Annotated in this window: 22 protein-coding genes and 1 riboswitch; of the genes, 11 read left to right on the forward strand and 11 right to left on the reverse strand. The window is 59.4% G+C overall.

The window, feature by feature from the left end:
• Positions 1–39: 39 nt before the first annotated feature.
• The 3 genes from ACJ8QI_RS07995 to ACJ8QI_RS08005 form a co-directional block, all read right to left on the reverse strand.
• Positions 40–1509 (reverse strand): pyridoxal phosphate-dependent decarboxylase family protein, encoded by a 1470-nt coding sequence (locus ACJ8QI_RS07995; RefSeq protein WP_442532318.1) that lies wholly within the window; start codon positions 1507–1509, stop codon positions 40–42.
• An 18-nt stretch (positions 1510–1527) separates the two neighbouring features.
• Positions 1528–2910, reverse strand: coding sequence for a diaminobutyrate--2-oxoglutarate transaminase (locus tag ACJ8QI_RS08000; protein ID WP_071845411.1), 1383 nt, complete (start codon positions 2908–2910; stop codon positions 1528–1530).
• 505 nt (positions 2911–3415) lie between these two features.
• Complete coding sequence (locus tag ACJ8QI_RS08005; protein ID WP_442532319.1) at positions 3416–4636, reverse strand: NADH:flavin oxidoreductase/NADH oxidase family protein; 1221 nt, start codon at positions 4634–4636, stop codon at positions 3416–3418.
• A gap of 72 nt (positions 4637–4708) precedes the next feature.
• On the opposite strand from ACJ8QI_RS08005, the gene ACJ8QI_RS08010 reads away from it, so the two are divergent.
• Positions 4709–5131, forward strand: a complete 423-nt coding sequence (locus ACJ8QI_RS08010; protein WP_060418915.1) for a MerR family transcriptional regulator — start codon at positions 4709–4711, stop codon at positions 5129–5131.
• Here ACJ8QI_RS08010 and eno read toward each other — a convergent pair.
• Genes eno through ACJ8QI_RS08025 form a run of 3 tightly spaced genes read right to left on the reverse strand, consistent with a single transcriptional unit; the run spans position 5118 to position 7815 of the window.
• The gene (gene eno / locus ACJ8QI_RS08015) at positions 5118–6401 is read right to left on the reverse strand and encodes a phosphopyruvate hydratase (RefSeq protein WP_084827805.1); all 1284 of its coding nucleotides are present in this window, start codon (positions 6399–6401) and stop codon (positions 5118–5120) included. The two genes, ACJ8QI_RS08010 and eno, sit on opposite strands and share 14 nt — an antisense overlap.
• 16 nt (positions 6402–6417) lie before the next feature.
• A complete protein-coding gene (locus ACJ8QI_RS08020; protein WP_047730706.1) occupies positions 6418–6846 on the reverse strand; it encodes a universal stress protein in 429 nt (142 codons plus the stop codon).
• A 3-nt stretch (positions 6847–6849) separates the two neighbouring features.
• On the reverse strand, positions 6850–7815 hold the full coding sequence (locus ACJ8QI_RS08025) for a DHHA2 domain-containing protein (protein WP_442532320.1): 966 nt from the start codon (positions 7813–7815) through the stop codon (positions 6850–6852).
• A 40-nt stretch (positions 7816–7855) separates the two neighbouring features.
• A riboswitch (Fluoride riboswitch) is annotated at positions 7856–7931 on the reverse strand.
• Positions 7932–8112: 181 nt separating this feature from the next.
• On the opposite strand from ACJ8QI_RS08025, the gene ACJ8QI_RS08030 reads away from it, so the two are divergent.
• From ACJ8QI_RS08030 to ACJ8QI_RS08045, 4 genes are all read left to right on the forward strand, one after another.
• A complete protein-coding gene (locus ACJ8QI_RS08030) occupies positions 8113–9993 on the forward strand; it encodes a diguanylate cyclase domain-containing protein (RefSeq protein WP_180548608.1) in 1881 nt (626 codons plus the stop codon).
• A 70-nt stretch (positions 9994–10063) separates the two neighbouring features.
• Positions 10064–10912 (forward strand): AraC family transcriptional regulator, encoded by an 849-nt coding sequence (locus ACJ8QI_RS08035; protein WP_336843506.1) that lies wholly within the window; start codon positions 10064–10066, stop codon positions 10910–10912.
• Between the two features lie 52 nt (positions 10913–10964).
• Entirely contained in the window at positions 10965–11372 is a 408-nt protein-coding gene (locus ACJ8QI_RS08040; protein WP_019455349.1) for a DUF2000 domain-containing protein, read from the forward strand.
• Between the two features lie 239 nt (positions 11373–11611).
• Complete coding sequence (locus ACJ8QI_RS08045; protein WP_087762876.1) at positions 11612–12295, forward strand: hypothetical protein; 684 nt, start codon at positions 11612–11614, stop codon at positions 12293–12295.
• A 19-nt stretch (positions 12296–12314) separates the two neighbouring features.
• Here ACJ8QI_RS08045 and ACJ8QI_RS08050 read toward each other — a convergent pair whose 3' ends face one another.
• Positions 12315–13184, reverse strand: a complete 870-nt coding sequence (locus ACJ8QI_RS08050; RefSeq protein ID WP_060418903.1) for a LysR substrate-binding domain-containing protein — start codon at positions 13182–13184, stop codon at positions 12315–12317.
• 181 nt (positions 13185–13365) lie between these two features.
• Here ACJ8QI_RS08050 and ACJ8QI_RS08055 point away from each other — a divergent pair, with 181 nt between their 5' ends.
• From ACJ8QI_RS08055 to ACJ8QI_RS08075, 5 genes are all read left to right on the forward strand, one after another.
• Positions 13366–14538, forward strand: coding sequence for an MFS transporter (locus ACJ8QI_RS08055; protein ID WP_442532321.1), 1173 nt, complete (start codon positions 13366–13368; stop codon positions 14536–14538).
• A 17-nt stretch (positions 14539–14555) separates the two neighbouring features.
• Positions 14556–15599, forward strand: coding sequence for an NAD(P)/FAD-dependent oxidoreductase (locus tag ACJ8QI_RS08060; RefSeq protein ID WP_442532322.1), 1044 nt, complete (start codon positions 14556–14558; stop codon positions 15597–15599).
• Between the two features lie 237 nt (positions 15600–15836).
• Positions 15837–16154 (forward strand): cupin domain-containing protein, encoded by a 318-nt coding sequence (locus ACJ8QI_RS08065; RefSeq protein WP_038871643.1) that lies wholly within the window; start codon positions 15837–15839, stop codon positions 16152–16154.
• Between the two features lie 357 nt (positions 16155–16511).
• Positions 16512–17303, forward strand: a complete 792-nt coding sequence (locus ACJ8QI_RS08070) for an AraC family transcriptional regulator (protein ID WP_442532323.1) — start codon at positions 16512–16514, stop codon at positions 17301–17303.
• An 86-nt stretch (positions 17304–17389) separates the two neighbouring features.
• Positions 17390–18925 (forward strand): phospholipase D family protein, encoded by a 1536-nt coding sequence (locus ACJ8QI_RS08075; protein ID WP_141968853.1) that lies wholly within the window; start codon positions 17390–17392, stop codon positions 18923–18925.
• Between the two features lie 136 nt (positions 18926–19061).
• Here the strand turns inward: ACJ8QI_RS08075 and ACJ8QI_RS08080 are convergent, their stop codons facing one another.
• Together ACJ8QI_RS08080 and ACJ8QI_RS08085 are read right to left on the reverse strand one after the other, a co-directional pair.
• The gene (locus ACJ8QI_RS08080) at positions 19062–20447 is read right to left on the reverse strand and encodes an MmgE/PrpD family protein (protein WP_060433064.1); all 1386 of its coding nucleotides are present in this window, start codon (positions 20445–20447) and stop codon (positions 19062–19064) included.
• Between the two features lie 2 nt (positions 20448–20449).
• Positions 20450–22000, reverse strand: coding sequence for an MFS transporter (locus ACJ8QI_RS08085; RefSeq protein WP_442532324.1), 1551 nt, complete (start codon positions 21998–22000; stop codon positions 20450–20452).
• 168 nt (positions 22001–22168) lie between these two features.
• Between ACJ8QI_RS08085 and ACJ8QI_RS08090 the strand changes: the two genes are divergently transcribed.
• On the forward strand, positions 22169–22777 hold the full coding sequence (locus ACJ8QI_RS08090) for a TetR/AcrR family transcriptional regulator (protein ID WP_197769612.1): 609 nt from the start codon (positions 22169–22171) through the stop codon (positions 22775–22777).
• 4 nt (positions 22778–22781) lie between these two features.
• On the opposite strand, the gene ACJ8QI_RS08095 is transcribed toward ACJ8QI_RS08090, so the two are convergent.
• Together ACJ8QI_RS08095 and ACJ8QI_RS08100 are read right to left on the reverse strand one after the other, a co-directional pair.
• A complete protein-coding gene (locus tag ACJ8QI_RS08095; RefSeq protein ID WP_442532325.1) occupies positions 22782–23921 on the reverse strand; it encodes an ABC transporter substrate-binding protein in 1140 nt (379 codons plus the stop codon).
• Positions 23921–26050 carry a TonB-dependent siderophore receptor gene (locus tag ACJ8QI_RS08100; protein ID WP_288399992.1) on the reverse strand — a complete coding sequence of 710 codons (2130 nt, stop codon included), beginning with the start codon at positions 26048–26050 and terminating at the stop codon, positions 23921–23923. The genes ACJ8QI_RS08095 and ACJ8QI_RS08100 overlap by 1 nt, the downstream gene beginning before the upstream one ends.
• Between the last annotated feature and the right edge of the window lie 15 nt (positions 26051–26065).

A 26065-nucleotide genomic window follows, 5' to 3' on the forward strand; every position in this document is an offset into this window, starting at 1 on the left:
TAACGGAGGTTATCGGCTTGGGTGGCAGGCTGGGCGGCGTTAGGCCGGCAGCTGCTGGGCGGTTTTCTCGACCAGCGCCAGCAACAGCTTGATGTCTTCCAGCGTCACGATCGGGTTCAGCAATGTCATCTTCAGGCAGGTCACGCCATCGAACTCGGTCACGCCGACGTTGGCGCGGCCTGACTCCAGCAGGGCGTCACCGATACGCTGGTTGAACAGGGCGACGGCCGCGTCGCCGTTCGCCGCCAGCTGCGCCGGACGGTAGCGGAACAGCACGCTGGCCAGCTGCGGCTGCATCACCAGTTCCAGCGATTCCTGATCGGTGATGTAACGCGCCACCTGTTGCGCCAGCGTCACGCCATGATCGATGATCTCGGCGTATTGCTTCTGCCCCAGCGCTTCCAGCCCCATCCACAGCTTCAACGCATCGAAGCGGCGAGTGGTCTGCAGCGATTTGGACACCAGGTTCGGCACGCCTTGCGCTTCGTCGAACTCGGAGTTCAGGTAGGCCGCCTGATAGCGCATCAGCTCATAGTGGCGCTCGTCTTTCAGCAAGAAAGCACCGCAGCTGATGGTCTGGAAGAACTGCTTGTGGAAGTCCAGGGTAATGGAGTCCACCAGGTCCAGGCCGTCCAGGTAGTCGCGGTACTGCTCGGAAAGCAGCAGCGCGCCGCCCCAGGCCGCATCAACGTGTACCCAAATCTGCTGCTCCGCCGCCAGCCGCGCGATGTCGCGCAGCGGGTCAATGGCACCGGCGTCGGTGGTGCCGGCGGTGGCGACAATCGCCATCACCTGCTCGCCGTTGGCCTTGGCCTGTGCCAGTTTTTCCACCAGGTCGTTCACGTCCATACGGGCGAAGCGATCGGTTTTCACCAGGGTGACGGACTGATAGCCGAGGCCCATCAGCGCCATGTTCTTCTGCACCGAGAAGTGGGCGTTTTCAGAACAGAACACCTTCAGCTTGCGCAGATCGCCCACCAGGCCGTCCTGCTGCACGGAGTGGCCCTGACGCGCGAAGAACGCATCGCGCGCCAGCATCAGCCCCATCAGGTTGCTCTGGGTGCCGCCGCTGGTGAACACCCCGGCGTCGCCGGGCTGGTAACCGACCTGGGCACGCAGCCACTCGATCAGCTTCATTTCGATCAGCGTGGCCGACGGGCTTTGATCCCAGGAATCCATGCTCTGGTTGGTGGCGTTGATCAGCACTTCGGCGGCCTGGCTAATCACCAGGCTCGGGCAGTGCAGGTGCGCCACGCACTGCGGGTGGTGCACCGACAGGCTGTCTTTCAAAAAGTACTCGATGGCGCGATCGATCGCCGCCTGGTTGCCCAGGCCTTGCGGGGTGAAGTCGAGCTTGATGCGCTCACGCAGTTCGGCCACGCTTTTGCCCTGATACATCTCGGGCTGTTGCAGCCACTGCACGACGGCTTCACTGCTCTGCGCGATCGCCTGGCGGTAAGCCTCGGCGCTGTGCGCCGAGGAAGCCAGAATCGGGTTTAACTTGGACATCGCGGTCATTCGCTCCAATCAGACTGGCTTGACGCCGGCGGCCAACAGCGCCTGCTCAAATTTATCCAGGAAAATACCCAGCTCATCGTTGGTGATCAGCAGCGAAGGCAACAGGCGCAGTACGCAGCCGTTGCGCCCGCCGCGCTCCAGGATCAGGCCGGATTCGAAGCATTTCTTCTGCAGCAGCGCAGACAGTTCGCCATCGGCCGGGTAGCAGCCCATGTGATCCTGCGCTTCGTTCGGCTTGACGATCTCGATGCCGATCATCAGGCCCAGACCGCGGACGTGACCGATCACCGGATAACGTTTCTGCAGCTCGGCCAGTTTGCCTTTCAGCCATTCGCCCTGAGCGGCCACTTTGTCGGCGACCTTGTGCTCTTTCAGGTATTGCAGGGTGGTCAGGCCGGTGGCCATCGCCAGCTGGTTGCCGCGGAAGGTGCCGGTGTGGTGACCCGGTTCCCAGGCGTCAAACTCTTTCTTGATGCCCAGTACCGCGAGCGGCAAGCCGCCGCCGACCGCTTTCGACATCACGATGATGTCCGGCTCGATGCCTGCGTGTTCGAAGGCGAACAGCTTGCCCGTACGGGCGAAACCGGCCTGAACTTCGTCGATGATCAGCAGAATGCCATGCTCCTGCGTCACTTTGCGGATGCGCTGCAGCCACTCGGCCGGTGCCGGGTTAACGCCGCCTTCGCCCTGAACGGCTTCCAGGATCACCGCCGCCGGTTTACGCACGCCGCTTTCCACGTCGTTGATCAGGTTGTCGAAGTAGTAGGTCAGCGCCTTGACGCCGGCTTCGCCGCCGATGCCCAGCGGGCAGCGGTATTCATGCGGATAAGGCATGAACTGCACTTCTGGCATCATGCCGTTGATCGCCGCCTTCGGCGACAGGTTGCCGGTGACCGACAGCGCGCCGTGGGTCATGCCGTGATAACCGCCGGAGAAGCTGATCACGCCGGAACGGCCGGTGTGCTTTTTCGCCAGCTTCAGCGCGGCTTCCACCGCATCGGCACCGGACGGGCCGCAGAACTGCAGGCAATAGGCTTTGCCTTCGCCCGGCAACAGAGAGAGCAGGTAATCGGAGAAACGATCTTTTAACGGGGTCGTGAGATCGAGAGTATGTAACGGCAAGCCGCTGGTAATGACATTTTGGATGCTTTGCAGGACGTCGGGGTGATTATGTCCAAGAGCCAACGTTCCCGCCCCGGCCAGGCAATCAAGATATTGATTATTCTCAACATCAGTGATCCAAACGCCCTGGGCTTTCGCAATTGCCAACGGCAATTTGCGCGGATAACTCCTAACATTCGACTCAAATTCGGCTTGGCGCGCCAAATAGGTTTCATTGTTTCCGTTTAATGAGTTTGCAACTAAAGTATCAATACGGACTTTATCCGTCATCATATCTCTCCTACAACCGAAGGTCTCAACACGCTCCGATTGAATTAATGAATTAGAAAAGTAACTGCCTTGTGAAAAGCGCGACCAATATATGGCTTTTTCGCCTGGGACTCAATAGCCGATTTTGTTTTGAATTGTTTAGTTTTTTCTTAGGCTCATCAATATGTTGTTGATTTATTGACCGTTGGTTTTGCCGGTAAAAAACAACATATCGTTAACATGGCACAAAAATCCTTTCCGTCGCCAACCTGCAGGCGGCTTTAATACGCTTATTAATAAGGTGAATTTCCGTTTAATAACATAAATAGGAATTAACGGCTTATTTTTATCTATTCACCACCTTAAGTCCTATAGCGTTTATATACACAAAATTTGTGATGAATATAAATGGCCAACCGTTAAAAGCGCAGCATCCAGATCGGTGATTTCTCTCAGATTTCACGTAGCGCGATCAAAAAAGCGCGATTTTTACGCAGCGCCGGCCGGTGCGCCGGCGCTGTTGCCGTTAACGTTGCCGTAACCAGGCGTGGTAGCGCTGCAGGATGCGGCGGGTACGCCACTGATCGACGAGCAGCGTGAACAGCGGGGAGTAGCGCACGCTGCGTGGCCGATTGTCACTCAGCGCTCGCATCCGGCGCTTGACCAACGCCATGCGGGCGAGCGACGCCATCGCTTTGCTGCGCCAGGTGACCGGGGCAGGCAGCGCATGGGGGGCCGCCCCGGTTTGCCAGCGTCGCGGCAGATCGGGCACTTCCGCCATGGCAGTGGCGATGCCGGCAATCGCGACGCCGCTGTCCAGCACCTGCTGCGCCACTGAAGGACGGGCGATGCCGCCGGTGGTCATCACCGGCATGCGGGCCACCGCGGCAAGATCGCGGGCGAAGGACAGAAAATAGGCTTCTCGCGCCAGGGTGCGGCCGTCCGCCGTTTCGCCTTGCATCGCCGGGCTTTCGTAGCTGCCGCCCGACAGTTCGATCAGATCGACCGGCAGATCGTTCAGCATCAGCACCACCTGGCGCGCATCGTCCGAAGAAAAACCGCCGCGCTGAAAATCGGCGGAGTTGAGTTTGACCGCCACGCAAAAGCCCGGCGAGACGCGCTCGCGCACCGCACGCACCACCTCCAGCAGCAGGCGGGCGCGGTTCGCCAACTCGCCGCCCCAGCGATCGTTGCGCTGGTTGGTCAGCGGCGAGATAAACTGGGAAATCAGATAGCCGTGCGCCGCGTGGATCTCCACGCCGGTAAAACCGGCCCGTTCGGCAGCGTGCGCGCTGGCGGCGAAGCGCGCGATAACCTCGGCGATCTGCGCTTCATCCATCGCCTGCGGCTGGGCAAACAGCTTGCTGTGCTTGCCCATCGCCAGCGGGATGGCGGAGGGCGCCCATGCGTTGCCGCCCATGTTCGCCATCACCTGCCGGCCCGGGTGGTTAAGCTGCATCCACACCTGCGCGCCGCCCTGGCGCGCGGCCTTGGCCCAGGTTTCGAACGCGGCGAGCGGCGTGTCTTGTTCCAGCACCACGCCGCCGGGGCCGGTCATGGCGCGGCCGTCGATCATCACGTTGCCGGTGATGATCAAGCCGGCGCCGCCTTCGGCCCAATAGCGGTATAAGCGCCACAGCGCCGGGCCGGGCAGTTGGCCCGGGGCGGCCAGATTTTCTTCCATCGCCGCCTTGGCCAGACGGTTGGTCAGGCGGCTGCCGTTGGGCAGCGTCAGTGGGGTAAACATCGGTTTTGCGCTCCTGTCGTAAGGGGAATGGCGCTATACTAGGTTTAAAGTTAACTTTAAGGTCAATAGGGCATGAAGATCGGAGAATTGGCGCAGCGCGCCGGCGTGGCCGCCTCGGCGATACGCTACTACGAGCAGCTGGGGTTGCTGCCGAAACCGGTGCGCGGCGTCAACGGCTATCGGGTCTACAGCGATAGTGCGCTGGAGCGATTGCACCTGATCCAAATCGGCCAAAATCTGGGGTTTTCGCTGCAGGCGATCCAACGCGTGCTGGCGCTGCAGGGCAGCGCTTATGAGGATGGGTTGATACGCGGCGTCGATGAACGGCTGGCGGAGATCGAGCTGATGATGGCCACGCTGAATGAACAACGAGAAACCTTGTTGACGACCCGGCTGACCTTATTGGAGTCCGGTGTCGCCGGGCTGTGCCAAGCCAAGGGCGAAAAACAGGCCGACGCATCGCCGGCCCGGCCGGCAAAGCTTAGCGGCGTTTAAAGGCGGAACGCCCGGCATACACCGCCGCGGCGCCCAACTGGTCTTCGATGCGCATCAGCTGATTGTATTTTTCGATCCGCTCGCCGCGGCTCGGCGCACCGGTTTTCAGATGGCCGGCTCGCATCGCGACCGTCATGTCGGCGATAAAGCTGTCGACGGTTTCACCGCTGCGGTGCGAGATAAAGGTGCCCCAGCCGTTCGCCTGGCAGAGCTGTACGGCGGCGAAGGTTTCGCTCAGCGTGCCGATCTGGTTCAGCTTGATCAGCGCCGCATTGGCCAACCGTTCATCAATCCCGCGCTGGATGTATTTCACGTTGGTGACGAACAGATCGTCGCCGACCAGCTCCACCTGGTCGCCCAGGGCGTCGCTCAGAATACGCCAGCCGGCCCAGTCGTCCTCGGCCAAGCCGTCTTCAATCAGCACGATGGGGAAGTCCTGCACCAGCCGTTGGTAATAGGCCGTCATCTGGGCTGCGTCCAACTCGAGATTCTCGCTGCGCAGGCGGTACTTGCCGTCGGCATAGAATTCGCTCGAGGCCGGATCCATGCAGATCGCGATATCTTCTCCCGGCCGGTAGCCGGCTTTCTCTATCGCCTGCACAATCAGCTCGAGCGGCTGGCGGTTTGAGGCGACCGCCGGCGCGAAACCGCCTTCGTCACCGACGCCGACCGACAGGCCTTTTTCCAACAGGATTTGGCGCAGCGTCTGATAAACTTCACTGCCCCAGCGCACGGCCTCGCGCAGCGACGGCGCGCCCAGGGGAGCTATCATAAACTCCTGAAAGTCCGCCCCTTGCCACCGGGCGTGCACGCCGCCGTTGATGATATTCATGCAGGGCACCGGCAGCAGGTTGGCGCCGATGCCGCCCAGATAACGATACAGCGGCAGCTGCGACAATTGCGCCGCGAGGCGGGCGGCGGCCAGAGAAACGCCGAGCAGGGCGTTGGCCCCCAATCGGCTCTTGTTCTCGCTGCCGTCCAGCGCGATCAGCCGGCGGTCTATCTCCTCTTGTTGGCGCACATCCACTCCGCGCAGCGCCTCGTTGATCGCCGTTTTGACGCTGTGCACCGCCTCCAGTACGCCTTTGCCGCCGAAACGGTGCGGATCGCCGTCGCGGTGCTCCACCGCCTCGCGCGACCCGGTGCTGGCTCCCGAAGGCACCGAAGCCCGGGCCACGACGCCCGCCGCGCTCATTTCGACTTCGACGGTCGGGTTGCCGCGCGAATCCAGGATCTCTCTGGCGGTTACGCTTTCAATCTCATAGCTCATGGGTAGTCACCTCGTTCTAGGGAGTGGGAACGTGCTTTATCAGCACATCGATGGATAAATGGTTGATGAATTCGAAGCCGAAGGAGGCATAGACGCCAAACGGACGGTTCTGATGGCCGAGCAACAAAAGATCGACGCCTTCACGGGCAATCAGAGCTTCGACGTCTTTGAAGCGATGGATGCTGACCATTGCGCGCACCTCCAGGGGGATTGAGCAGTCGTCCACCAGGCGGCTGAGCATGGCTTTGGCGGCGATCACCTCGCTGGACTGGCGATCTTTGGTTTGCGCATCGCTGAGGTAGTCCAGCTCGGCATAGTCGGCGCTGATGTGCGCCACGGTAATGCGCGTATTCATCTGCTGATTGAGGCGTTCGGCATGGCGCAACAGCAGCCGGCCGTCGCGTTCATCCTGTACCAGCAGTAAAGCGTGTTGGTAGATCGGCATGTCTTATCTCCCTGCGTGAGCAATCTGTAGGGTTAACCACGGTAAAACCTCTTTTTTTCGGCTCGTCATACCGGGCAGCGACACTTGCCGAATGGCGAGCACCCGGTTCGACGAGAAATACAGGGTGGAACGGCGGTAGGTGATATCGGTAACCAACAGCGCGGTCATCTCCAACCCGGCCTCCTGTTTCGCCTGCTCGAGCGCCTGTTGCAGCGCGGGCAACAGCGGATCGATGTCGCTCATGGCCCGCACTTCTATCTGCGACAGCAGCAGCGAAACGGTATGGATGCGGTAATTCTTGGCGTCGCGCTGCAGCAACTGCGGGGCGGATTGCCCGGAGAGATCGGTTTTGGCGGCCAGCAGCCCGGCGATGAAGGCGTCATAGTCGACGTGAGAGATTGCGCGCAACCGGGTGACCGCCAGCCGATCCTGTTCCGTGGTGGTCGGCGCACTGAGCGCGACGGTGTCGCTCAAGATGGCGCCCAGCAGCAGCGTGGCCTGCGCGGCGTTAAGTGGCATTGGCTTTTCTGCCGTCAGGATTTGCAGGATCACGGTGGCGCAACAGCCGACGGCGCGCACCCAGACATCGGGCGGGTTGCGGGTGACTAACGTGCCCAGCCGGTGATGGTCGATAACGCCGACCACGTCGCTGTCGGGCAATGAGGCCGGGCCTTGTTCGATATCGGTAAAGTCGACCAGCCAGACTTTGCGGTCACGGAGATCGTCTGTCAGCAGCGCAGGCGCCTGTATGCCGGCGGCAGCCAGTATGTAGCGGGTTTCCGGCGTCAGCTCGCCAAGGCGGAAAGCCACGGCCGGTTTGCCGAGGTGATTGAGCCAGTCCGCGACCACCAGCGCACTGCAGATGCTGTCGCTGTCGGGATTTTTATGGCCAAAAACGCACAGGGGCATTTCCCGCGCGACGGCATCGGGCTGGAGTGGAAAAGAGGTAAAACCTGAGATTTCATTCATAGCGACTCCTGACATACCTGCCTAAAAAATAAAGCGAAGTTGTATATCAGGCGTCATCATCCGGTTCGAGTGAACGCGGCGGTTGGGAAAGGTGGAACACCATCACCTTGTGAACGACTGTAGCGCAGCGTGGGGGGAAACGCAACGCCCGGCAAAGTTGGCGAGAATACATAATCGGATTGATACTGTGAGTGAGTCTATGATGGACAAGGATATTATTTGCCGCTAACCGACGGATAGGCTGAACGGACTCACGCCGGCTATGCCGGGTCCGTGGGTGACACAATGGGAGACAACATGCTCGAACCCTGCTTCCCCGAAAACGAAGCCGAACGCCTGTCGGTATTGAACTCACTGAACGTGCTGGATTCGAACTCGGTGGAAAAACTGGATCGCATCACGCGGTTGGCGGCGAAATACTTCGGCGTGACCATTGCGCTGGTGTCGCTGATCGACCGGGATCGCCAATGGTTTTTATCGCGCTACGGTCTGGATGCCCGAGAAACGCCGCGCAATATCTCGTTTTGCGGCCATGCCATCTTGCAACGCGAAGCGCTGGTGGTGCCCGATACCGCCAAGGATCCGCGCTTTTTCGATAATCCGCTGGTGATCGGCGGGCCGAGGATCGGTTTTTACGTCGGGCAGCCGCTGCTGTCGCTCGATGGCTTGCCGCTAGGCACGCTGTGCATTATCGACAGCCACCCGCAGCCGTTTTCTCCTGCTCAACTGGCCGATCTGCACGATTTCGCCGCCGTGGTGGAGGAATATCTGCAGAGCATTGAACGCCTCGTCTATACCGAAAACCTGAAATCCGACCTGCAGCGCACGGAGGCGCTGTTCGAACAAACCTTCTCCCAGGCGGCGGTAGGGATGGCGCTGGTCTCGCTGCAAGGATATTGGCTGCGGGTGAATCCGCGCATCTGCGAAATGCTTCAGTACTCCGAGCGCGAGCTGATGGATCGTACCTTCCAGGACATCACCTATCCGCTCGATCTCAACACCGATCTGGAAAAGCTGCAGCAGCTGCTGAAAAATGAAATCAGTACCTATTCGATGGAAAAACGCTATTTCCGCGCCGACGGCTCGATCGTTTGGGTGCAGCTGACGGTGGCGCTCAATCGTTTGCCGAACGGCAAGCCGGACCATTTCATCTCGGTTATCGTCGATATCAGCGAGCGTAAAGCGGCCGAGGCCGATCTGTTCGCTCTGCAACACGAGCTGGAACAACGCGTCGAAATTCGCACGCGGGAGCTGAACGTGGTGGTTAAAAAGCTCAACGAAGAGATTGAGACCCGGGTGCTCGCCGAATATCAGCTCAGTGCGGAGAAGGAGCGTCTGCGCGCCATTACCGACAATATGCCGGCCTTAATCAGCCAGATCGACGGCAATGAACGCTACCTGTTCGCCAACAGCGCCTACAAAACCTGGTTCGGTCTGGAGGAGTCCAGCCTCAGGGGGATGACGGTGCGCGATTTCATGGGGGAAAGCGTTTATCGAATAGCAAAACCGATGATCGAGCGGGCCCTCGCGGGCGAAATGGTGAGTTTTGAGAATGAGCTGCAGACCCGGCAAGGGCTTCTGATGATCCACACCACGCTGGTGCCGTGCGAAGCGCAGGGCTTTTACATTCTCGCCATGGACATCACCGAACTGAAGCGGCTGCAGCAGCGGCTGGAATATGACGCAACCCACGACATGTTGACCGGATTGACCAATCGCCGCGCGTTTCTACGCCGGTTGTCGGGCACGCTGCAGGCCTGTTGCCATCAGCGGCAGATGGCGCTGCTGTTTATCGATCTCGACGGGTTCAAAACCCTTAACGACAGCTATGGCCATGACTTCGGCGACGCGATCCTGAAGACGTTCGCCACATTGCTCAGCGCCTGCGCCGGCGAGCGCCACAGCGTCTCGCGTCTGGCCGGTGACGAGTTCACGGTGATCCTGTGGCCGTTGACGGATCCGCGGCGCGAAGTCAGCGAGTTTTGCGAAAACGTGTTGGCGCATCTGGCCAAAATTACGCAGATCGGGCCGCAGAAGGTACGGCTTTCCGCCAGCATCGGCGCGGCCATTTCCCCACGCGGCGATGTGACGGAGGAAATGCTGCTGACCCGCGCCGACGGCGCGATGTATCAGGCGAAATCGGCCGGAAAGGGCACTTATGCCATCTGCGAGCTGTGAGCGTGCAACGGTGGCGGTCTCAGGGTAAGCTGTTTTTCTTTTCCTGTGAGCAGAACTCCGGATTTATTGCATGGCGTCAAATCATCAACATAAAGATTGGCTTGAACTGCGACGCGATGAGGAAACCGGTATTGAGAGCGTCAATGCCCACTTTCAGGGGCATGCCTACGATCCTCACGATCATGATGAAATGCTGGTGGGTGTCACGCAGCAGGGTTTACAGCGTTTCAACTGCCACCGCTCATTGCATACCAGCCGGCCGGGACGCGCCATGCTGATCGAACCGGGTGCGGTGCATGATGGCCATGCGCCGCAGGCCGAGGGATTTACCTATGCGATGCTCTATTTGCCCCAGCATTGGGTATCCGCCGCTATGCACCGCCGTGGAATGGGGGACGCCTCCGTGCTGGAAGGTGCCTTCCACAGCACGTTGACCGACGATCCTATGCTGGCGGCCGCGATACAGCAGGCCTTTTTCTCGTTGCATCATAGAGAGGGGCGACTGGCGCGCGATCAAAGCCTGGACCATCTGCTGACGCTATTGTCACGGCACATCCGTGCCAGGCCGGATTCCCAACACGACGACGCTTTGGTTAAGATGAACCGCTTACGGGACTATCTGCATGCACATATGGCGGATAACCCCAGTCTGGATGACCTGGCGCTTCAGTGTGGTCTGGACCGTTTCCGCCTGACTCGCCAATTCACTCGGGCTTTTGGCCAGTCGCCGCATGCGTATTTGGTTCGGTTGAGGCTGCGGGCCGCACGCTTGTTGTTGGCGCAGGGGCAAGAACCGGCGCAGGTCGCCATGCAGGTGGGCTTTGCCGATCAGAGCCATTTGGGTCGCTGGTTCCAGCGTGCCTACCGTTTATCACCGGCGGCCTATCAACGCCAGTGCACAAACGTTCTATACCGCTGATTTGCCATTTCCGATGATGTGCTTTTAACAGCACTACGGAGTAGAGCGAAAGATGTTTGATACCAAGATAGCGTTTATCGTACGCGACGATCTGCAGACCTGGCAGCGGCTGAACGTGGTGGCCTTTCTGGCGACGGGCATCGCCGCCGCCGCCCCGGAAATCATCGGCGAGTGTTACGTGGATGCGCAGGGCAGACGCTACGGCGGTATTTCCGGGCAGCCGATGCTGATTTTCGCCGCAGATTTGCCGGGCCTGCAAAATGTGCATCGCAAAGGGTTGGAGCGGGAATTGACGTTGATCCCCTATGTGCACGCCATGTTCTCGACCGGGCACGATGAAGCCAATCGGCAGGTTTTTCTCGCTGAAGACGCGGACAATCTGGATTTGGTCGGTCTGGCGCTGCGCGGACCGAAAAAAGCGGTGGATAAGGCGATAAAAGGCCTGGCGCTTCACGGCTGAGAATACCGTTAGCGCGATGTTTTTTTTGCCTCGAAATAAGCGTTAAGGAGTTTGAAGCTGAGTTAAATAATCAACGACATGATTATTTAACTCATATTAAATGCCTTATTTATCCTTCAGTGTGCATAAAACGAAAGCAGCTATACTGTAGGAGACTTCTCCAACGTTTCTTTTTGGCTCGCAAGCCGTTCAGCCTGATACGCAATCTATCAAATCACTTCAATATCAAGGGGGTTTTTATGAAAACCGTCCTGCAGCATATTTTGGTCAATAAAGCACGTTACGCCCAGCTTCCGCTGTTTGAGTTCCTGCGCGATGAAAATCGCACGCCACAGGAGCGGCTGGCGTTTCTGCCCCATATCGCGTTTTTTATTATGGCTTTCGCCGATGTGAATAAGCTGATGCTGCGTAATGAAACACCGGCGGCCGATATTTACCAACGGAAAGTCAATGCGCATACCCATGAAGATGACCATCATTGGCCGTGGTATCTCGAGGATTTGGATAAACTCGGTTACAACCGCTGCGTCGACACGGTGGCGCATCTGGAAACGCTGTGGAGCGACAGCACTCAGGCGAATCGGTTATTGACCTATCGGCTGTGCGCGCGGGTAAGCGGCCTCGGCGGCCTGGAACGGATCGTGGTGATCGAGGCCATCGAAGCTACCGGCAACGTGCTGTTTGGGCTGACGGCGCCGCTGGCCACGCGCATTCATCAGGCGACCGGCGTCGAACTGCGCTACTGCGGTGAGTTTCATCTGGCGCTGGAGAGCGGGCATGCCCAGTTGCAGGATCATGCGGAACTGGCGGCGATCCCATTGACGGATGGCATCAGGCGACGTTGCATCGCTCATGTCGACCACGTTTTTGCCTGGTTTACCGAGTGGACGCACGAAACGCTCGCGCATGTCCGGGAGGGCTGACGCGTTCCCGATCCGGCGCTTATGCCTGAAACGCCTGCAGCCAGGCGGCAAATTTTCTCACGACCTCATCGTCCCGATCGCGCAGCAGCAGGGAATAAACGCCGGTTCGGATAGTCAACGCCGGGAAAGGCGACACCAGTCGGCCGGACGACAGATGCTTGGCGCAGAACAGGTAAGGCACGACGGCCAGCCCCAGACCGTCCTCGGCCGCCTGAATGGCGGCGAAGGTATGGTCGAGCGTGAGCGGCGGCGGCGAGGCGTCCAACGCCGTCGGGTAGGTATTCAGCCAGCTGTGCCATAAATCCTCACGGGCGCGGATGCGGATGGCGGTATGCCCGGCCAGCGTGCCGGGCGCACTGACCGGCATGGCGCGCAAGTAGCTCTGGCTGCAGACCAACAGGCTCTCTTCCTGCAGAAAAGGGATCGCTTTCAGCCCGGAGAAGTGCGCGGGATCGCGCCGGATCGCCAGATCAAACGGCGTATTGCGATCGACGGCCCCTGTGCTGGTGGTGATATCAATCGCGACCTCCGGATGAATCTCATTGAACGCCGCTAGCTTCGGCATCAGCCAGTGCATGGTGAACGTCGGTAGGCTGTGCACCACCAGCCGCTGCCGGCCGGCGCTCGCTTTCAGTGCGCTTTCCGCAGCATACAGTTCGCTTATCACCCGGGACGCGGTGCGGGAAAAATTCTCGCCGGCCTGCGTCAGCCGCACGGACTTGTGTCCGCGATAAAACAGTGTGATCCCCAGCTGTTCTTCCAGGCTGCGAATGTGGCGGCTGACCGCGCCGGTGGTGAGAAACAGCTCATCCGCAGCGGCGCTGAAGCTGCCAAGGCGGGCGGCGGCTTCGAAAGCGGACAGGTGCGGCAGGGAGTGAATTTTTTTCATTGGTTGAGTCTAGCTCAACCAAATGAGCGAGGAAAGATCGTTTGTCAGCCGTTGATTTTTCTCACTATTATCACGCATCTTTCCCGGTTTGCCGAGCGTGCCATGCAGCGATTTTCCTCGTCTGTCGTTCGTATTAGTCGAATTATCCTCAGCCCTCGATGGGCAGAGAGACGGCGCTGAGATGCGAGCTTTCTTTCTGCTTTGCGTGAGCCGGACCGGCCTCTGCCTGGGCACCATGATGTTCGCCGGTGCACTGCCGACCATCAGAAGCGAGTGGCAGCTCGACGCCGCCTCCGCCGGTACGGTGCAAACGGTGTTTAGCCTGACTAACGCGCTGGCGCTGCTGGTGGCTTCCTGGTGGTGTGATTCGCTGGGCGCGCGCCGGGTTTACCTGCTGTTTTCCTGGCTGGGCGCCGCTGCGCTGATGCTGTTCGCCGTGTTTGCCCATTCTTATGCCGGCGCGCTGGTGTTGATGGCCTTCGTCGGCCTGACGCAGGGCGGCGCCTATACGCCGGCGCTGCTGCTGGCGATGGGGATGAACGGCCCGGCGCGGCGCGGTTACGCCATCGGCATGATGCTGGCGGCCAGTTCGTTGGGGTATTTTCTGTCGGTTTTCATCGCCGGTTGGAGTGCCATGCGCTGGGGGGCCGGCGTGGCGTTCTCCCTGTGTGCCGCCGGTGCGTTGCTGGGGGCGCTGGCCGGTTCGTTGGCCCTGGTCGGTTATCGGGAACCGCAGCCGCGTACGCTGGGGAGGCAGACGAAACGTGAAAGTTATGCTATCACCTATGCGACGCTGCTGTTGCTGGTCGGGTATATCGCCCACAGCTGGGAACTGCTCGGTAACTGGGCCTGGGCGCCCAGCCTGGTCAGCGAGGCGTTGAGCGGTTTCTCTCTGGATCCGCTCAGCGCCGGATTGATCGTCGCGGCGGTGATCCACCTGGCCGGCATGGTTGCCACGCTGATTGTCGGCACCGTTTCCGACTATTTTAACCGTGCATCGGTGCTGATGTTTATGGGCGCCGCCGGCGCGTTGGGATCGCTGCTGATGGGGTGGTCGGCGAACTGGGGGCCGGGCTGGACGCTGCTGGCCGTCAGCATCGGCAGTTTCTTCATCCTCGGCGACTCCGGCGTGCTGTCGGCCGCGATGGCGGACAACGTGCCGCCGCAACAGCTCGGCGGCGTGATGGGCTGGCGATCGCTGCTGGGGTTCGGCATCGGTTCGTTCGCCCCTTTATCCTTTGGCGTCGTGATGGATACCACCCAGAGCTGGGGCACATCTTATGCCGTATTGGCCTGCGGCGGTGGAGTAGCCTGTCTGGCGGCCTGCCTGCTTTGGCGGCAGCACTTGAAATGAGGTACGGACATCATTAAATGAATGGAACATCATCACGCATGGTTATCGTGGGCGCCGGGATTGTCGGGGCATCGGTCGCCTATCATCTCGCGCGCCAGGGGCAGCACGTTGTCGTCGTTGAGCAGGCGCATCCCGCGGCGGGGGCCACAGGCAGCTCGTTTGGCTGGATCAGCGAAGGCGTGCCTGAGGGCGCTCCCGACGCGTTTCTGCGGCGCGAGATCGTCGCTGACTGGATGCGCCTGGCGCAGGAGATCCCGGATCTCTGGGTGAATTGGTCCGGCGCGCTCAGCTATGGCCAGGCGCCGGCGACGCAAAACCCCGACAATCGGCTTTTGCCCTCCGCCGAGGTGAACGCGCTGGAACCGGGGCTCAGGCAGCCCGATAGCCAAGCCTATTTTGCGGCGCGTGACGGCGCCGTCGATCCGCAAGAAGTGACACAGCGGTTGCTCGAGTGCGTTAGCGCGTGGGGCGGGGAGTTGCTCCTGGGGCGAACCGTCACCGGATTTTTGCGTGAAGAGGGGCAGATAATCGGCATCGTTACCGAGGAAGGTGCGATTGCCGCTGATCGGGTGGTGCTCGCCTGCGGCACGGGAATCTCCGCGCTGCTGGATGGCAGCGGGTTCTCGCTGCCGATCGAGGCGTCGCCGGCGATTCTGTTACGCTATCGTGCGGCGGCGCTGGCAGTGAACACGCTGATTGCGGGCGATGACGTTGAAGTGCGCCATACGCAAAACGGCGATCTGCTGGCGGCGGAGGATTACCCGCCGGAGGGGGACGTTAAACGGGTGGAAAACGACGCGCAATCGGCGATTAAAAACCGCCTGCCGGATACGGCACCCTTGCAACTGCAGGCGTGTTCGGTGGGGATGCGGCCCCGGCCGCGCGACGGTTATCCCATCATCGGGCCACTGGGCGCTACCCGGCTCTATGTGGCGGTGATGCACCCGGCAGTGATGTGCGCGCCAACGCTTGGCCGGCTGGTCAGCGACGAGCTGCTGTATGGCGTCAATCCTGCCATTCCGCGCGCTTATCGCCCCGAGCGATTTGACGACGGGAAATGAATATACGCTCAACCTGGCAGCGGTTTTTTGCGCCGTCGGCGAGGCTCTTATATATTTAGTAGCATGCCTGAGGCAGGTTGGGCATGAAACGGCGGTCGGTCGGGCCGCTGCAAGTACGACAGTTAAATCCGTTCGCCAAGAGGCTGCGAGCCTGTGCTTTCGGTAGGGACAGCCGCCAATCGTTTTTATGGCGACCGAAGGCGGAGCAGCTACTCACAGGTCACGAGGACACTTACCATGCATAAGAGAACACTGGCGTCACTGCATTACGAAAACATGCCTTACGATGGGGTGCGTTTTCATATTTTGAAACGGGAGACGCCTGGCCATACGGCGTTGCTGAAGTTGGATGCGGGCAGCCGACAACCGGCGCGTTTTCATCCGGGGTGGGTGAAACTGATGGTGCTGAGCGGTGAACTGAAGGTTGACGATCAGACGTTGCAACCCCATGAGATGTTAATCATCCCTGCCAATACCGCCTATACGGTACAGGCCATTACTGAAGTGATTTGTCTGGCGATTTCCGAACTGGACGGCGCCGAGTTGGCCCGTTGAGGTGATAATACGAATGGATAGAGGAGAGCCTAGGCGCTCTCCCTATCCCTGCAGCATTAAGCCGCCCCCCAGGCTGAGCTACCTGCTGATTGATGCGTATACCTCCTGATTTAAGCCACCGCGCTTTCCCTTTCCATCACTTTCGGCCACGTCGCCCCCGCAACGAGCCGCCATCGCGCAGCGCATGCGCAACGTCATCGCCTTGGTTTTATGCAGAACGATGAAATTTTGGTGTAAATAGTGAGTTTCTTCGCATAAGGCCCCTGGTGTGGCTTGCGAGAACGTCACTATATGGAGGATCATGCGGCGCCTCTATCAAATAAAAGACATTCGCGTTATCAAAAGGGACAAACGACCATGGGATTCGAAGTCGACAACGCCGAAACGAAACGCATCGACCTCAGCAGCCACGAAAACTCCTCGTTCGAGGTGACGGGGCTGGTGAAACACTATCCGGCGGGCTTTGTCATTCCTTACCACTCGCATAAACGCTGCCATTTGCTCTATTCGCAGCAGGGCATTATGGCGGTCGAGGCGAGCAGCGGGCGCTGGATCGTGCCGCCCACCACCGCGGTCTGGCTGCGGCCGGGGGTAGAACATCAGCTGGTCATGCAGAGCAACATTTGCGTTTACGGGATTTTGGTTGATGAAGTCACCGCCGCGCGTTTGCCGCTGCGCGACGGCGTATTGCAGGTCTCACCGCTGCTGCGAGAACTGATCGCTCAGCTGGCGACGCTGGCGCCCGAAGGGGTGGAGACCAAACGCAATACGCTGCTCAGAGCGTTGTTCCTTGAGGAGCTGAGCCTGCAGCCGCAGCTGGCGCTGCATTTGCCTTGGCCGGCAGAGGCGAGAATGGCCGAGATTTGCCGGCTGTTGGTCATCACGCCGGCCGACGATCGCGGCATTGAGGCCTGGGCCGATTCACTGTCGATCAGCGCGAAAACCTTCCAGCGTCATTTCACTCAACAAACCGGCATCACCTTCGGTCAGTGGAAACAGCGTCTACGGCTGTTGTCGTCCATCCCGCTGCTGCTGGCGGGCAACTCGATCATTCACGCCGCCTTCGAAAGCGGTTATGAGAGCCACAGCGCCTATTCGGTGGCGTTCAAAAAACTGTTTGGTGTTTCGCCTTCGCGCTTTACGCTATAGCCTTATTGCATAGCGCGCTTCTCCTATAGATTGAAGCAACCTAATGACGTATAAAGCAAAGCAGTCAACCTCCGAGGCCGCTTCCCGTGATAAAAATTGTCGTGTATCTGATTATCGCCGTGACGATCGCCATTATTGCGGCAAGAGTCATCTTTCGTTTGCCGGATATTTCGCAGCGTCTGCCGCAGGCGGCATTGCCGGCGGATCCTACCGCGCTATTACCGGCGCGGGCCGCCGAACAGATGGCGGCACATCCCGGCCTGAGCGGCGTGGTGCCGCTGGTCAGCGGCCACGATGCGTTCGCCAGCCGTCTGGCGCTGGCGCGGATGGCGGAAAGGTCGATCGATGCCCAGTACTATATCTGGCATAACGACACCTCCGGGCAGATCCTGCTGAAAACCCTGTATGATGCGGCGCAACGTGGGGTGCGCGTGCGGCTGCTGCTGGACGATAACGGCGTCGCCATGGATGAGACGCTGGCGGCGCTGAACGCCCAGGAAAACGTCGAGATCCGTCTGTTCAACCCGTCAACCGTGCGTACGCCGAAGCTGGCCGGCTACGCCTTTGACTTTATGCGCATGAACCGGCGCATGCATAACAAGTCTTACATCGTCGACGGCGCCGTGGCGATCATCGGCGGCCGCAACATTGGCGACGAATATTTCCAGGTCGGCGATGAAAACTATTTCCTCGATCTCGACGTGCTGAGCGTCGGCAACGTGGTGGCGGAGACCGCCGAGGTCTTCGATCGCTACTGGAACAGCGCCTCGGTGTTCGGCGTTGAGCAGATTATCCGGGGCAAAGGCCATCTTTCCGCCTTCCTGACGCAGGCCACCGCCACCGAAAGCAGCGATCGGGCTCGCAAACTGGCGGTACAGCTGGAAACCAGCGCGGTGCGCTTTCGCGATGGCGCCGTGCAACCGGAATTCACCCAGGTAGAGCTGGTGGCCGACGATCCGGCGAAAGGACTGGGCAAGGCTTCGCGCGATCGTTTGATGGTGACGCAGCTGGGCAAGATCATCGGCGGCGTTAGCCGGCAATTGGATCTGGTCTCCGCTTATTTCGTGCCGGGGCGAGAAGGGGCGACTTTCTTTGAATCGCTTGCCAAACAGGGGAAGTCCATTCGCGTGCTGACCAATGCGATGAACACCACCGACGTGCTGGTGGTGCATGCGGGCTACGCCAAATACCGGCGTGAGCTGCTGCAGGCGGGCGTCGAGCTGTTCGAGTTGAAGCTGCGCGCCGGTCAACCGACCGGGCGCAAGGAACTCAAGCCGCTGGGACTGTCCGGCGCGGCGCTGCACGCGAAAACCTTCGCTATCGACGATAAGCGGGTATTTATCGGGTCGTTCAATTTCGATCCGCGCTCGGCGCACCTGAACTGCGAAATGGGCTTCTTGATCGACAGCCCGACGCTGGCGGCCGACACCCGTCAACTGTTTGATGGCCCGCTCGAATACGCCGCCTATCGGCCGGTACTGACACCCGAAGGCAACATGGTATGGAACGAAGCCTTCGAAGACGGTCACACCGAGGTGCACCAGCAGGAACCCGGCGCCGGCTGGGTAAAACGCATCGTTCTCACCGTGGCCGGCTGGCTGCCTATCGAATGGATGCTGTAACGCCGGCGAATGCCGCCGCCACTCGATAACCCAAACGTGGCGAAAGTGATCGCCACGCTCGGAGAGATTTACACGCCGAAGTGACAGGACGGACCCCGCCACGTTAACTCCGGCGATATGCGGTGGCTAAGCCTGACTAGCGCCCCTCCCGAGTTGCGGCTAACAAGGCTTGTAACGAGGGCGCTTCGATCAGATTCTCGATACAGGCCATCAGCCGTCGCGCGTTATTCCTCAATCCATGATTCGGCGACTGCTCACAACAGCGAAGAAATTTATCCCGAATATCCTGCATATCCGCCGGGTTCTCCGGCCAGCCGCGGCCGAATTCGGCTTCGAGCCGCAGCGTATCACCTTGTTCCGGCGTGATATGAAGTTCGAAGCGGTCAAACCGTTCAAAGGCGTGTTGTTCATGAACCTCGATACGCTGCGCTAGCGCAACGACCGTAGGTTCTGTCGCGAAGGCCGCACTGAATTCGAGAGCGCTGGCTTGGCCGCGCAGCAGCGCGTTAGCGATGATGTAACGCGCGCTGAATTGCGCATCGATTTCGGCCGTTTTCTGCGGCTCGTATGGCGCACCGCACACCATGCGCATGGTCGGTGATGCATGCAGCGTGATCTTCGCTCGTTCGGGATCGGGCAATTGCCGGTGTGGCCCGTCGTTCAAGAGCGTTTCTGTCAACGCCAGCAGAATGCTGCAATGTGGGTATAGCTTGAAGCAGGTCGCTTCTTCCCCCAGAAAGGCAATGCCCAATTGGTGGGTCAGCATCCCCAGATCGGGTTCGCCCGGCGCATAGAGATTGAAAAAACCGTTCTCGCCGCTCAGGACGCGTTTGGGGCCGCTTATCCCCGCCTGAGCCATCAAAACGGCTTCCAGCGCATGGCGCGCCACCAATCCCTGGCTGATGCGCACCGCCAGCGTCTTGTCCTGATAGTGTTGGAAGGTGCCGATGCCGAAATCGAACGCCAGACCTATGGCGTCGGCGAAAGCTTGTTGATCCAGGCGCAGCAAGCGGGCGGCGATCGCTGCGCCTGAAAACAGGCCAAGGATATTTGAGTCGAATCCGCGGTAGAAAAAGCCGTTCGCCTGCGCAGCAAGGTTGATGCGTTGTGCGAAGTCCTGGCCGACGGCCAATGCCGCCAACATATCCAATCCGGAAGCGCCCGACAGTTCCGCCGCAGCCAGCGCGACTGGAATATCCGAAGAGCTGGGATGCCAGCCGGGGGAGAGAACGTCGCAATAGTCGAGCGCGCGGGCTCGCACGGCGTTGACGAACGCCGCCTGCGGCGCGGCGAGGCGTTCTTCACTGCCGATAATGCTGGCCTCGGCGTTGCCGCTCCAGCGTCTGGCCAGCGAGAGCGCCGCGTCGACGCCGCTTTGGTCATAACCTGCGGCGAGACAGCCAAGATTATCCATCAGTCGTTTGCATTGGAATGCCAGGACAGCGGGGGGAACCATGCACGCATCTATCTGTGAGGCGAAAGCGATCAATTCCTCGATCGGGTCGACCGATAATTTTGTCATGTTTATTCCTCGTTCAGTCGTTCAGCGGACTTGCTCAGCAGGGCGTTTTCAGCCTGTGAATGCAGACGGAAACGCGGATGCAGCATGATCAGCAGCCATACGGTCATCGCGATGCTGAGCAATCCGGCCCAAAACATAGCGATCCCGAAACCGTCGGCGAAGGCGCTGTGCGTCAGATCTTGCAGGCGATTCGCGCCCATCGCGTCCACGGCCGTCTGCTGTTGCTCTATCACCGCTACCCGGGCGATTTCGGCAGCCTGTTCCACCCCCTGAGTGTGCAACGCCGCTGTTAAAGTCGTGACCGCTTGCATGCTCATCAATGTGCCCAGCAGCGCGATGCCCAGCGTCATGCCGGTTTGTCGCAGCGCGTTCATCGTTGCCGATGCCATCCCAGATCGTTGCGGCGCGACGGTGCGCATCACCAGCGCGCTGGTCGCCGGCATCGACAACCCCATGCCGAAGCCGAGTAGCGCCAAATACAGCGCCACCAGGGGGTAAGACGAGTCGGCGTGCAGCTGCGTCAGCAACAGCAGGGCAATGCCCATCAGACCATAGCCGGCGATCATCAGCGAGTTCACACTCAGTTTGGCGGACAGGCGGCCAAAACCCGAAGCGGCCAGCGCCATGGCGAGAAACTCCGGTGCCATGCGCCAACCGGTGTCCGCGGGGCTCCAACCCTGAGCCTGTTGCAGAAATAACGAGACGAAGAAGACGCTGCTGTAAGCGGAGAATCCAAGCACGAAAGAGGCGAAGTTGTAGCCGGTAAAGTCGGCGTGACGAAATAGACTCAGTTGCAGCAAGGGGCGTTTGACCCGGGTTTCCACCCAGAGAAACAGCGCAAACAGCACCAGGGCGGCGTACAGCGGAAGGCGCGACTGCACGCTGTGCCAGCCGAACTCACCGGCGGCAATCAGCCCATAGGTCAGCGCGCCGAGCCACAAGATGCTCAGCCCTTGCCCTAGCGGATCGAGCGCAGCGTGTTCCGGATGCGAGCTCTCTCTCAATCCCCAACCGCCCAATACCAGCGCGACGATCCCGACCGGAATGTTGATCCAGAAAATGCCAGGCCAACCAGTGGTGTGTACCAGCAGGCCGCCCAAAACCGGGCCGATCACCAACGAAAGCGCATTAACCGAGGACCAAATGCCGATCGCGCGGGTCCGCAGCTGTTCTTCCGGAAACGCGTGGGTCAGCAGGGATAGCGCACCCGGGATGACGGCTGCACCGGCGATACCCTGGATCACGCGACCGGTCAGCAGCATGCCGAGGCTGGTCGCGAATGCGCAAACGATCGAACCAACGGTAAACAGGGCGACGCCGAAGAGCCAAATGCGTTTACGGCCAAACCTGTCGCCCAGCGGGCCGGACGAAAGGATTAACGCGGAGAGACATAGGGCATAAGCGTCAACGACCCACTGCAAGCCCGACATGTCGGTTTGCAGTGATTCCAGCATCGTGGGCAGTGCCACATTGACGATGCTGATATCGAGCGACGCCATAAATGTACCCAGACAGATGGCGGCAACGAGCGAAATCCTGCGCATACCGGACATAAAGGGGCTCCTTATTGAGAGAGGGTGATAGTGAAAACTATTCTCACCTTATATTATGACTGACCGTCGGTCAATGGAGTGTGAATATTGATTTCACTGCGCTAGGTCGGCTGGTCAATGGCAACAACATTGGTTACGATGGCCGCTGGATCCACACTGGACGTTGATATGAAGACAAAAGAAAAGATGAAAGAAACACAGCCTCGAACCAAACCGGCAGAAGTGCGCCTGGATGAATTGATGGATGCGGCACAGAAGCTGTTTATCGAAAAAGGATTTGAAGCGACCACCATCAGCGATATTGTCCGTGACGCCAACGTCGCTAAAGGGACGTTCTACCACTATTTTCCGTCCAAAAACGAAATGTTGTCCGCTTTACGTATACGGTTCACTAATCACTTTATCGAGAAAATTCAGCTGGCTATCGATGAGTGTGAGCAAGATGACTGGTTGGCGCGCCTAAGAGCCTGGTGTGATGCCGGCGTGGCGACCTATTTTGAAGGGATGGAATTGCACGATGCGCTGTATCACGATCATCATTATCATACCCGGGGCAATCAGGATCGTGATGCCGTGCTGGAACAGATTCTGACGATTTTAAACGATGGCGCCGCGGCGGGCGCCTGGAGTCTGGATAATCCGCACTTGACCGCGATCCTGATGTATCACGGCATGCACGGCGCCGTGGATGACGTCATGGTCAATCCCAACGCCGATCGTCAAGGACTGGGGGCGGCGCTGGCGCAGGAGTTCATGCGTTTGCTGGGGTGCCGCTGATCGTTCACGGCTCCGCATCGAGCGATACCCAGTAACCGGGCTGATACGGAATGGGAAGAAAACGCGCGAAAAGCTCCGCAAATGTCGCTTCGGGATCGACGCCGGCGAACAGCGACGGATGAAACCAGGTGGCCAGCCGCTCGATAGCGACGAAATTAAAGGGATGATCGTAAAACGGGTGCCAGATGGCATACGCTTTTCCGCTCTTTGCCGCGGCCAGGGTGCGATAAGCCGGGCGTCGCATCAATTTTTCCAGGCGCGTTTTTGCCAGCGCCAAATCTGCGCCGGGGCCAAGGTTGACCCAGTCACCGCCAGGTGAATAATGACTCCAGTTGCTGCCGGTCACGACGATTTTATCGGGCCGGGAAGCGATCACCGTTTCCTGGCTCAGTGAACCGTAAACGCCGTGGATATGCCTCTGGGCCAAGTTGAATCCGCCTGCGATATTCACCATTTCACCGTAGTTGCCATTTCCCCAAGACAGACAACAATCGTCGTACAACCCGGCGGCGCGCTCCATCATTACGCGTGGGCGCGGCGGAGACCGTTTTGCCAGCGTATCGAGGATCGTATCGAGATGTCGCTGACGGAAGCGAATCAAGCTGTCTGCGCTTTGCGGATTATCAAACAGCTGTCCCATGATGGCGATGCTTCTGGCGCTGTTGTTCATCAGGCCGATGCTCATATCGACAAATACCACGGGGATATTGGCCGCCGTGAGCTTAGCCATCAAACCGCTCGCTTCCAGCGCCGAGCGAGTATTCGCATTGAGCAACATGACTTCGGGCCGCAAGGCGATCAACCTTTCCAGATCGAATTGCATCTGCTGCACCCCGGCGAAGGTCGGCAACTGCGCCAACTCTGGAAAATGACGCAGATACAGCCGATAGCTATCCAGGTCGGCGGTGCGAAAATTGTCTCTCCAGCCCACAAGTCTTTCCATCGGCGCGCGGGGATTAAGCGCCGCAACGGTATAAAACAGATTGCCTTCCGCCAGGAAAATACGCCGCAGGGGATAACGTAAGGTCACCGTTCGCCCGACGATATCGGTCACGGTCTGCGTATCGGCCTGCGCGCGCAGAGATCGCAACGGCGAGGAAAGCGTCAGCAAAGTGGCGACCTGCAGAAAACGCCGTCTGCGCATCAGAAATACCAACTTATCGAACCGGTGACGCTGCGTTCGATGCCGATGCTGCAGTAAGGCGCACTGGTGCAACTGGCGACATAAGATTTGTTGGTCAGGTTGTTGATGGTCAACCCCAATTCGAGGTTATACAGACGCGGATCCCAGGCACCCGGCGTATAGCGAACGGTCATATCGCCGAGCCAAACGGCAGGCACTTTAAAGGTGTTGGCGCCATCTCCCCAGCTGGCCCCCAGGTAGCGAGCGCCGCCGCCGATCAGCAGCCCTTTAGTAAAGCGATAGTCCAGCCACATTGAGCCGGTTTGCGCCGGAACACCAACCGGATGTCGCCCCAGGGTGTTATCGTTGGCTTGAGTCACGACGTTGTTGACCCAGGCATAGGACAGCATCAGGTTAAGGCTATCGGTCAGCGCCGCACGCGATTCCAGCTCCACGCCGCGAGAACGTACTTCACCAGTCTGGGTGTAATAGCTGGGATTGAGGGGATCGATGGTGTTCACATCGCGCTGCGTTAGTTGGTAGACCGCCAGGCTGGTCATCATTGCGCTGCCGGGCGGCTGCAGTTTCAATCCCATCTCATACTGAGTGGAATGGGTGGGTTTGAACGGTGAGCCCTGAGCGTCGGTGCCGGTCAGCGGATCGAAGGCGGTAGAGACGCTGGCCCACGGCGCCAGGCCGCTGTCGAACGGGTGGCTCAATCCGGCACGATAGCTCCAGGCGGCGTCATTGGTTTGCGTTTGGGTATGGACCAGATTGTCACTGGTACGCATACGCGACCAGTCATGACGGCCGCCCAACAGCAAATGCCATCCGCGCCAGCTGGCTTCGTCCTGCCCGTATAAACCGGTGCGGTGAAAACGTTGCGTTGTCGACGTGCGTGAAACCGTAACAGGATCGAATGAAGGGCGGTATTGACCGGACCAAGGATCGAACGTCACGGTTTGCGATCCCCACCAGTCTTTATCCAGTTTACCGGTCTGGTAGTCGATGCCGACCAACCCTTGGTGGGCGATGGCGCCGGTAGCGAATTTCACCTCGGCCTGGTTATCCATCACGATGCTGTCCGCCTGACTCGGGGAATCTTGGTAGACCGCCGTCAAAAGGCGGTTGTCCGGCGTGATGGCGCGGGTAAAATCGCGTCGCACCGCAGAGTCTACATGGGAATAGCGTAGGTTTTGCTTTAATCGCCAGCGATCGTTCAACTGCACTTCAAACAGTGAGGTCACATCATATTGCGTGCGGCTTGAGTTCTCGTGCGCCGGATCGCTGTAATTTTTATCGGTATCTATCTTGCCGCGCGCGTTGGGCAACAGCCCCAGAACCTGGGCGGGCAAGGTGTTGTAATAGCCCGACTCGGGTTCACGCAAATAGTGAGTCAGCACGGTCCAGCGCGTGCGTTCGTTGGGCTGCCAGGTGATGGCGGGGGCCAGATAGAGACGCTTCTGCCGGGTATCTTCTATCTGCGAGCCGCGCGTGGCTGCCAGGCCATCGAAACGATACAACCACTGTTCGTCATCGGTCAGTGCGCCGGTGGCATCGAGACTGAGGGAACGCGTACGGTCGTTGCCGACATCCAATTTAAGCTGATTCGACTCGGTAGCGGAAGGCCGCCGGGAAATCATATTGATTACGCCTCCGGCACCGCCCTGGCCGTATAACGAGGAGGAGGGGCCATGCAAGACTTCGACGCTTTGCAACCCCCAGGTTTCAATCTGTGGCCCCCAAATGCCGGTATTGCCGATGACGCGTAAACCATCCAGATAGTAGTCCGCCTCAAAGCCGCGCATTCTGGCGAAGTCCACGCCGCTGGAAAATGCACCGAAGCGTTCTACGGCAACGCCGGCGCTGTAGCGCAGCGCCTGACTGACCGTATCGGCTGATTGCACGTCCATTTGCTGTCGATTAACCACCGAGACGAATTGCGGCACGTCGACAAGCGGCGAACGGGTTTTGGTTGCCACCTCCGCTTGTTGGGCCGCGTAGCCCTGTGGAACGTTGCCCGAGGACGAACCGTCAGCTACCACCCATATCGACTCTTCGCCTGCCGCCAGAGTCAGGCAAGGCACCATGCCCAAAAAAAACGGGCAAAGATAAGCGTGCCGCAAATGAAATTCGTTGAATTTATTCAAAAATAATCCCTCTTC

This window comes from Serratia sp. CY84636, assembly GCF_052166245.1.
Lineage (GTDB): Bacteria > Pseudomonadota > Gammaproteobacteria > Enterobacterales > Enterobacteriaceae > Serratia > Serratia nevei.

Excerpts from the sequence above, each read along its gene's own strand:
- ACJ8QI_RS07995 (WP_442532318.1), bottom strand. The coding sequence starts at position 1,509 with ATGTCCAAGTTAAACCCGATTCTGGCTTCCTCGGCGCACAGCGCCGAG.
- ACJ8QI_RS08000 (WP_071845411.1), bottom strand. The coding sequence starts at position 2,910 with ATGACGGATAAAGTCCGTATTGATACTTTAGTTGCAAACTCATTAAAC.
- ACJ8QI_RS08005 (WP_442532319.1), bottom strand. The coding sequence starts at position 4,636 with ATGTTTACCCCACTGACGCTGCCCAACGGCAGCCGCCTGACCAACCGT.
- ACJ8QI_RS08010 (WP_060418915.1), top strand. The coding sequence starts at position 4,709 with ATGAAGATCGGAGAATTGGCGCAGCGCGCCGGCGTGGCCGCCTCGGCG.
- eno (WP_084827805.1), bottom strand. The coding sequence starts at position 6,401 with ATGAGCTATGAGATTGAAAGCGTAACCGCCAGAGAGATCCTGGATTCG.
- ACJ8QI_RS08020 (WP_047730706.1), bottom strand. The coding sequence starts at position 6,846 with ATGCCGATCTACCAACACGCTTTACTGCTGGTACAGGATGAACGCGAC.
- ACJ8QI_RS08025 (WP_442532320.1), bottom strand. The coding sequence starts at position 7,815 with ATGAATGAAATCTCAGGTTTTACCTCTTTTCCACTCCAGCCCGATGCC.
- ACJ8QI_RS08030 (WP_180548608.1), top strand. The coding sequence starts at position 8,113 with ATGCTCGAACCCTGCTTCCCCGAAAACGAAGCCGAACGCCTGTCGGTA.
- ACJ8QI_RS08035 (WP_336843506.1), top strand. The coding sequence starts at position 10,064 with ATGGCGTCAAATCATCAACATAAAGATTGGCTTGAACTGCGACGCGAT.
- ACJ8QI_RS08040 (WP_019455349.1), top strand. The coding sequence starts at position 10,965 with ATGTTTGATACCAAGATAGCGTTTATCGTACGCGACGATCTGCAGACC.
- ACJ8QI_RS08045 (WP_087762876.1), top strand. The coding sequence starts at position 11,612 with ATGAAAACCGTCCTGCAGCATATTTTGGTCAATAAAGCACGTTACGCC.
- ACJ8QI_RS08050 (WP_060418903.1), bottom strand. The coding sequence starts at position 13,184 with ATGAAAAAAATTCACTCCCTGCCGCACCTGTCCGCTTTCGAAGCCGCC.
- ACJ8QI_RS08055 (WP_442532321.1), top strand. The coding sequence starts at position 13,366 with ATGCGAGCTTTCTTTCTGCTTTGCGTGAGCCGGACCGGCCTCTGCCTG.
- ACJ8QI_RS08060 (WP_442532322.1), top strand. The coding sequence starts at position 14,556 with ATGAATGGAACATCATCACGCATGGTTATCGTGGGCGCCGGGATTGTC.
- ACJ8QI_RS08065 (WP_038871643.1), top strand. The coding sequence starts at position 15,837 with ATGCATAAGAGAACACTGGCGTCACTGCATTACGAAAACATGCCTTAC.
- ACJ8QI_RS08070 (WP_442532323.1), top strand. The coding sequence starts at position 16,512 with ATGGGATTCGAAGTCGACAACGCCGAAACGAAACGCATCGACCTCAGC.
- ACJ8QI_RS08080 (WP_060433064.1), bottom strand. The coding sequence starts at position 20,447 with ATGACAAAATTATCGGTCGACCCGATCGAGGAATTGATCGCTTTCGCC.
- ACJ8QI_RS08085 (WP_442532324.1), bottom strand. The coding sequence starts at position 22,000 with ATGTCCGGTATGCGCAGGATTTCGCTCGTTGCCGCCATCTGTCTGGGT.
- ACJ8QI_RS08090 (WP_197769612.1), top strand. The coding sequence starts at position 22,169 with ATGAAGACAAAAGAAAAGATGAAAGAAACACAGCCTCGAACCAAACCG.
- ACJ8QI_RS08095 (WP_442532325.1), bottom strand. The coding sequence starts at position 23,921 with ATGCGCAGACGGCGTTTTCTGCAGGTCGCCACTTTGCTGACGCTTTCC.